This window comes from Fibrobacter sp., from assembly GCA_024399065.1.
Classification (GTDB): domain Bacteria; phylum Fibrobacterota; class Fibrobacteria; order Fibrobacterales; family Fibrobacteraceae; genus Fibrobacter.
The window spans coordinates 1-7,400 of record JAKSIB010000067.1; the positions used below are offsets into that span (position 1 = coordinate 1).

Here is a 7,400-nt window from a genome sequence, read left to right on the forward strand (position 1 = left end):
TACTGGATCATGGGCCGCAGCGTCAACAGCCGCAACCGCGTGTTCGAAATGGAAGCAAAGACTGGCTTCATGAAGACCAAGGCTTTCGATGAATCCAAGCTCACCGACCCGCACCTCATCATCTACTATCCGGCTCGCCATACTGCCGACGTGCAGATCATCACCAACGGTGACCAGACCGATACCATCTACAACGCTATCAAGCTGGGCGGCACTTTCGAAAGCGCTCTCGCAACTCGTCAGTACGAAGACGACGCTCCCAACTTCACTCCGCGTATTTCCGGTATCCACTACAAGAACGCTCAGCCGGCTTTGTACAAATTAAGCATCCTCAAGTCCCGCAACAACTGCGAAGACGCTGGCTGCGAACGTGCAACTTTCGAATTCGAAAAGGCTCTCCCGGGTCTTGGCCACTTCATCAGCACTTACGTTACTGATGGCAAGCCCATTCCTTCCTTCGAAGGCTCTCCGAAGCTCATGCCGATCTTCGACACCGCAGAAGAAAACCTCAAGAAGTACTGGAATGCTCTTGACAAGGACAACAAGGTTTCTTTGATGGTTAAGGTCATTGACCGCAAGACCTTCAAGGCTAAGACTTTGATCGTCAACAAAAATAAGTAAACTTGTTTTTGTTTAGATCAAAGTCAATTATGAATTACGATGTATGAATTATGAGACTTAAAATGAAGGCCCCTTTTTGGGGCCTTTGTTTTTGCGGAATTGTTTCGCTATTTTTCAACAACATTTCCTAAAATGTGGTGGATTTTTTTGTAGTGGCCGAAGCCGGAGGGATTCTCGATGTAGTAGAAAATGTGCTCCACCAAGGCTTCTGTGTTGAAGTCGTAGGAGGGGAGGCGAAGCAAATAGCTTTCCATGGAGTTGTCGAATGCAATCAGCTTCGGAGTACTGCTTTCGTTTTCCGTCATTTCCACAAACAGTTCCGCCACTTCGTCGTTGACACAGACGTTGATGCAGTTGTTTCCGTCGGCAATGGCCTTTTGGGAAAGAGTTTCCAGCTTCTTTCGTACAAGTGAACGGGCGTAGGCTTCTACTGCGTATTTTTCCACAGTCTTGCGGGCGATTTCCTTGTAGTCCCAAGGGCTGGCGTATTCGCTATCCACGTAGGCATGAACCTTCAGGCCGGAGTCCACAAGCCCTGTCATTCGATCCTGGGACCAGGAACTATTATGGTAGGGAGAGAAATAGTTGACTTCGGTAATACCACGCTTCTTGAGGAACTTTCCCATTTCAACGCCGGGCTTCTTTCCAAAAGTGGAATTGAAGAACATCCAGTTTTCCTTTTTCAGGAATACCTTGGGCACGCTTGCTTCGGGATGTTCCCACCATACGGCAACGGGATAGCTGACGTTGGCGAAGAAGTAAAGCAGGGGTTGGTAGTTCTGCACCAGCAATGTGGAGAGGACTGCGCCAATGGCGTTGGGGTAGTCGGAAAGCTTACATGGGTTTCCGTTTCTGTCAATGAGCTGACCGGTAGCGTCATTGATGCCCAGAAGAATTAATTTGTACTGGTTTGCACCGGCGGTCTTGTAGACTAGTCGCAAAAAGTCCATTTCGCGTTCGCTTTCTGCGGTAAAGCCACCCCAGCTGTTGCATCGGGTAACGAAAATCAGTTCGCTGATGGGACGGGCTCTTTCCGAGACTTCCCTACGACTAAAATAATAGTGTCTACCGTTTTTGCTCAGGAACCCTTCTTCAACTTTTCCTGAAAGAAATTTTCGGAGGGTGTTCTGGGAGACGTTGTATCGTGCAGCCAGTTCCTTGCCCTGGGGGAGGGCCTGGTTGGGCTTAAGGTAGCCACGTTCAAAATCATTTTCGAAATTGGCGGCAAGCTTCTCGATAATGGAAAGCTTGACCTCGGGAGTATTATTCAGGGGAGGTTCGCTACCCCAGAAGCAACCTTTACCTTGAATTCGATAAATCTTGGATTGCTTGGCCAAGTCCTTCAAGGCGGCCTGGACCGTTCCAGAAGACACGTTGTAAGTCGAAATAATGGTTCGAACGGAGGGAAGTCGGTCCCCTTCTTTATGAGCAGTGTCTAAAAGAGCCTTGATAATCCTTTTCTTCACAGATTACAAGATAAAATTATTTTTTTTGTGTTTCAACTAATTGTTTTCTATATAGTTTATGATTATGGTTAGGTGGTTTATTCTCAAATTGATTTTTTGCAGCTGTTTGTTCTGTTGCCTTGTGGCGGCCAGTTGCGATCCTATGATGGGTGGGGTTCCCGTCACTAACATTGACGTTTCCGCAGACGTTCCCAAAGGCGTTGATTCTGTTCGTGTTTGCCTGTCTTATGTGGATTCCAAGGGAGATTCAAGCTCCTTGTGCGGCCGTAAGGACCTTCACGTTTATGTGGGTGAAGAAACCCCTGACTGGATAGACTCTTCAGTGAATCATTCAGAACTATTAGGCGTTGAGGAGTTTTATCTCCAGGTTCAGTTTTACTGTTCTGCAGGCATGACTGTCTCAGAGCCTTATAATATTTCCGCACAGAAGTTGCTAAGCGATCGTTATCATTTTTGGAATTATGAAGAGCGTTACTTGGGGCCTAGTGATGCCTATGTAAGCTACAAACTGGTGGAATTCGTTCCTCCTGCAGATACGTCTTGCGGCAAGATGGTGAACTACGCCTTGATGATATGGGAGACGCGCTCATGACACGAATCCTATTGCTATTGCTCTTTGCTGTCACTGCAGCGTTGGCTGTTCCAAGGCCCATTGTAAGGCCTTTGTTCAACGTAGATGTTGGCGGAACGCATAATGTCTATAGCGCCGAAAGAGAAACGGAGAACGGCTACTATCATGACCTTGAAAAGGACGAGATGATACACGACGAGGATCTTCTTTGTGAACTCATGTCATTCTCTGGCCTTGGTTTCAATGTGAGTGGTAAAGCTGGAGCCATTCTTTTTAGGCAGATTGCTCCTTTCGTAGAGTTGGGATATTACAGAGTAAAAGGGGAATACCGCCTGAAGGATTACTCCAGGGATAAGGAAGAAAATGAACATAAGGGTAGTTGGACTCGAGTTTCCTTTGGTTTAGGGGTTCAGTATACGCCTTATGTTGATCCGAAAAATTTCCTGGATGGAACTTTTGTCGGGGCCTCGTTTGGTTGGCTTGGCGTTATAGACGAGTTCCGCGATGATAAGGTTTTGAGTGACTATCATTATGGTATCGAACGCATGTTCTTCAAGTTAGAAGTAGGCAAACTCTGGGAAGTGTACGAACGTCTTTTTGTAGGAGTCTCGATAAAGGACGCCATAGAATTCGGAATGTATGAAGGTTCTGAATTGGGCAATTCCCTGGGACTTTACTTGACCATCCAAAAACGCTAGATTCTGCAGTTTGCACCTAATCAATAAAGTTCATTAAATAACACTTGCTTATTTGAGCAGTAGTTGTTATATTTGTAGTGCTCAAAAGAGCAAACTTTTGATTAGGTGGAATCTAGGTATGGATGTGCGTGATAAGTTGAATATTCTTGCGGCTGCCGCAAAATATGATGTATCCTGTTCCTCCAGCGGATCCAATCGCCCTGCCATGAAGGGTGGGCTTGGTAACGGCTGTAGTGCTGGAATTTGCCACACATGGTCTTCCGATGGCCGCTGTATTTCTCTGCTGAAGGTGCTTTTGAGCAACGCCTGTAAGTACGATTGCGCCTATTGCGTCAATCGTCGCAGTAACGATGTTCCTCGAGCCACCTTTACGCCGAAAGAACTGGTTGACCTTACTCTGGAATTTTACCGCCGTAACTATATCGAGGGCTTGTTCCTTAGTTCTGCAGTCATTGGCACTCCTGATTATACCATGGAATTGCTAATCAAGGTGGCTAAGGAGCTGCGTACCGTCCATCGGTTTGGCGGTTATATCCACCTGAAGTCCATTCCAGGGGCGTCGACACACTTGCTACACGAGGCAGGCCTTTATGCTGACCGCAGTAGCGTGAACATCGAGATTCCGTCGGATAAGGCTTTGCAGTATCTGGCTCCGGAGAAGAATCATGCGTCCATATTGCGCCCCATGAACTATCTGGCTGAACGCAAGATAGAGTACAAGGCCGACAAGTCCAGATACTCCCCGAGGTTCCTGCCTGCGGGGCAGAGCACCCAGATGATTGTGGGCGCCTCCGGTGAAACCGATTTCCAGATTCTGACGCTGTCCAACGGATTCTACCAGCAACAGCAAATGAAACGCGTTTACTTCTCCGGGTACGTTCCCATCAATGCGGACAAGCGCTTGCCCGTCATTACGACGAAGCCCCCGCTGGTTCGCGAACACAGGCTGTATCAGGCCGATTGGCTTATGCGTTTCTACAAGTTCCAGTACAACGAGATTCTTGATGAACAGCATCCGAATTTGGACTTGGAGCTGGACCCGAAAATCGCCTGGGCCTTGAGGCATCCGGAGATGTTTCCCATCGACATCCAGACGGCAGACTACGAAATGCTATTGCGAGTGCCGGGAATCGGGGTGAAGTCGGCGCAGCTCATTGCTGCTAGTCGCCGTTACAGCAAGATTCGTCTGGAAACTCTGAAAAAAATGGGGGTGGTTATGAAGCGCGCCAAGTACTTCATTTACCATCCCGATACTCCCGCGTACCTCCGCAGGCTCTATCCCGAGATGATTCGTCAGCAACTGATTGTACGCCCGAAACCGCAGCAGCTTGACTTGTTCGACTCTACGAACACGCTGGCGCTGCCTGCACCTGCTGCAAGCGCGGCGCCCGCAACAAACCTTTTCATTTCTAAAAGCGCATAACTATGTCTCTTTGCATTTCCTACGATTCCACCTTTGACGGTTTCCTCAGTGTAGTGTTTGAAATTTACCGCCAGCGTCTTGAAGTGGGCGATATCCGCCCTGACCGCGAAGATGCGGCCTCCGCCGTAGATGTCTTTCAGCAGCCTTTCCGTATTGAAACCTCTGACGAATCGGCACGCAGGCTGAGGCGCGCCATCGTTAACGTAGCAGGGGAGGATGTCCTCCTGACCCTTGAGGCGGCTTTCCGCTCGGAGGAGGCGGGTATCGAGATGAAGATCTTTGCCTATCTCCATCGCCTGTTTTCCGGACTGGACAAGAATTTTGCCCGCAATCCGGCGTCTAATGAAATGCTTCCGCTGTTCAAAATTGCGAGGGCGGTCCGCCGTGAAGCGGGCGATATGCTGGGCTTGGTTCGCTTTTCCAAGACTTCCGATGGAACCTATTTTTCTGAAATAGAGCCGAAGTACAATGTCCTCGACCTTATGGTGGGGCATTTCAGAGGGCGTTTTGCCGGTGAACGCTGGGCGATTTATGACTCGAAACGTAAATACGGAGTCTATTACGACGGTCATTCCGCCTCGGAAGTGTACATCCCGAATCTTGAGGCCATAACCGCCGAAACACCTCCCGACACCATCACCCAACTCTGGAAGGATTACTACAACGCTATTTCAATTAAGGAGCGGGAGAATCCGCGGTTACTACGCCGTTGCCTTCCGGTTCACTACTGGAAGCACCTTCCGGAACGCCAGTCTATTCGGCAAGCTATGTAGCTGTTGATGTAATCACTCCATTTATTCAGGCCAGAATCAAAAAAATTACGCACTCTTGTGCAAATAATTGTATCTTTATTTTGGTATAAGTTGGAGTTTGTGATGAATATTGTTTCGGCAAAACCGGGATTTTTTGTTCAGGATCGTTATTTGTATAGTAAGGATAACGAAAAGGTTATCCTCCGTGGTGTAAACCACATGTTTATCTGGACAGACCGTGAAGGAAAAACCATTCCTGAAATCGCAAAGACTGGTGCGAACTGCGTTCGTATCGTATGGAACACCCGCGGTCGTCTGAGCGACTTGGACCATATCATTGCCCAGTGCATTGATAACGGCATGATTCCTATTCCCGAAATTCATGATACTACGGGTAACTGGGACCGCCTTCACGACGCCTTGGATTTCTGGCTTCGCGAAGAAACTCTGCAGGTCATTTCCAATCACCAGCAGTACATGATTTTGAACGTGGGTAACGAACCTGGCGACAAGGAACAGGACCCCGAAGACTTTTTTGACGCCTACTGCATGATTATTACCCGCATGCGTGCTGCAGGAATTCGCGTTCCCTTGATGATCGATGCTGATTTCTGGGGCCAGAGCGAAAAGAACATTTTGAACGTTGGCCCGCGCCTTCTCCAGGCCGACCCGGAACACAACTTGCTGTTCTCCATCCATATGTGGTGGCCTTCCGAACATCATGATGCTGCCGCTACCGGCTACGCTACTGTAGAAGACCGAGTCCGTGGCGTTCTTAAGGCGTCCGTGGAAAAGAAGCTTCCCCTGGTTATCGGAGAATTTGCTCCGGTGGCTGTTGGTGGTGCCCGCGAAATTCCCTATAAGCTGATAATGTCCGAGGCAGAACGCCTGGATATCGGCTGGCTCGCTTGGAGCTGGGGTCCGGGTAACTTCGATAGTCCCGAAATGGACATGACCGTGCATGGTTCCTTCAATACCTTGGTCAGCTGGGGTAAGGAAATTTGCGTGGATAGTCCCAACGGTATCCAGAATACAAGTGTCATTCCCAACTTCATCCAGGACAAGGATTATGTCACCGGTTCTCTTTCTACCGGAGCAAACCTGATTCAGAACGGTGATTTCTCCGCTGAGGAACCTCTTGCTGGTTGGGCAACCGACTTCTGGGGTGGTCAGGCAAACACTTCCATCAAGAATGGCGAAGTCCGCTTCGACATCAAGAAGGGTGGCAAGGAATCCTGGAACCTTCAGTTCAAGCAGCATCTCGCCTTGATGAAGGGTACGACTTACATCTTCAGCATGCGTGCCAAGGCCGACAAGCCCCGCACCTTGAACGTGAACATCAAGAAGGACTGCGACGATTATACTCCGTATGCAAACGGCCGTATCCTTGACTTGAGTACCAGCTGGCAGAACTTCAGCTGGAAATTCACCATGAAGGAAGACACCGACATGGAATCCCTGCTCATTTACGACATGGGCGGCGTTCCTATCGCATGGACTTTGGCTGATGTTTCCCTCGTCCAGGCTCGTAGCGTGGCTGATCGCTTGAACCCGTCCTTCCAGCGCAATGTGCAGAAGAACTCCGGTTACTTCAACGCGCCCAACGGTCCGTGGGAACTCCACCTTTACTCTGCAAAGGGTGAATTGCTGGAAGTCATGGATTGCGGCAAGGGAGGCGAAGGTATGCGTGCCTATCCGTTGACCGATCGTCGCGGCATCCTGGTGGTCAAGGACCTTTCCAAGTAGAGCGGATTTCGCTAAATCGACGAGCCGAACGGCTGACATAACTATTTAAAACCCATCCCTTTCGGGGTGGGCTTTTTTGTATAACTGAAAACTACCGGCTAGGCCGGTAGTTCCGTAAAAGCC

Annotated in this window: 7 protein-coding genes; 6 read left to right on the top strand and 1 reads right to left on the bottom strand. The window is 49.1% G+C overall.

Annotation, left to right across the window (positions count from 1 at the left end; all coding sequences use genetic code 11):
• Positions 1-621: IMP cyclohydrolase (locus MJZ25_16140; GenBank protein ID MCQ2125705.1), on the top strand; the 621-nt coding region annotated here is incomplete at its 5' end.
• A 107-nt stretch (positions 622-728) separates the two neighbouring features.
• On the opposite strand, the gene MJZ25_16145 is transcribed toward MJZ25_16140, so the two are convergent.
• On the bottom strand, positions 729-2,087 hold the full coding sequence (locus MJZ25_16145) for a GntR family transcriptional regulator (protein ID MCQ2125706.1): 1,359 nt from the start codon (positions 2,085-2,087) through the stop codon (positions 729-731).
• A 106-nt stretch (positions 2,088-2,193) separates the two neighbouring features.
• Between MJZ25_16145 and MJZ25_16150 the strand changes: the two genes are divergently transcribed.
• From MJZ25_16150 to MJZ25_16170, 5 genes are all read left to right on the top strand, one after another.
• The gene (locus MJZ25_16150) at positions 2,194-2,679 is read left to right on the top strand and encodes a hypothetical protein (protein MCQ2125707.1); all 486 of its coding nucleotides are present in this window, start codon (positions 2,194-2,196) and stop codon (positions 2,677-2,679) included.
• A complete protein-coding gene (locus MJZ25_16155; protein ID MCQ2125708.1) occupies positions 2,676-3,356 on the top strand; it encodes a hypothetical protein in 681 nt (226 codons plus the stop codon). The genes MJZ25_16150 and MJZ25_16155 overlap by 4 nt, the downstream gene beginning before the upstream one ends.
• Before the next feature lie 118 nt (positions 3,357-3,474).
• Positions 3,475-4,779: a putative DNA modification/repair radical SAM protein gene (locus MJZ25_16160; protein ID MCQ2125709.1), complete on the top strand. Its 1,305-nt coding sequence runs from the start codon at positions 3,475-3,477 to the stop codon at positions 4,777-4,779.
• Between the two features lie 2 nt (positions 4,780-4,781).
• On the top strand, positions 4,782-5,552 hold the full coding sequence (locus tag MJZ25_16165; protein MCQ2125710.1) for a TIGR03915 family putative DNA repair protein: 771 nt from the start codon (positions 4,782-4,784) through the stop codon (positions 5,550-5,552).
• A 102-nt stretch (positions 5,553-5,654) separates the two neighbouring features.
• Positions 5,655-7,277, top strand: coding sequence for a cellulase family glycosylhydrolase (locus tag MJZ25_16170; GenBank protein ID MCQ2125711.1), 1,623 nt, complete (start codon positions 5,655-5,657; stop codon positions 7,275-7,277).
• Positions 7,278-7,400 lie beyond the last annotated feature (123 nt).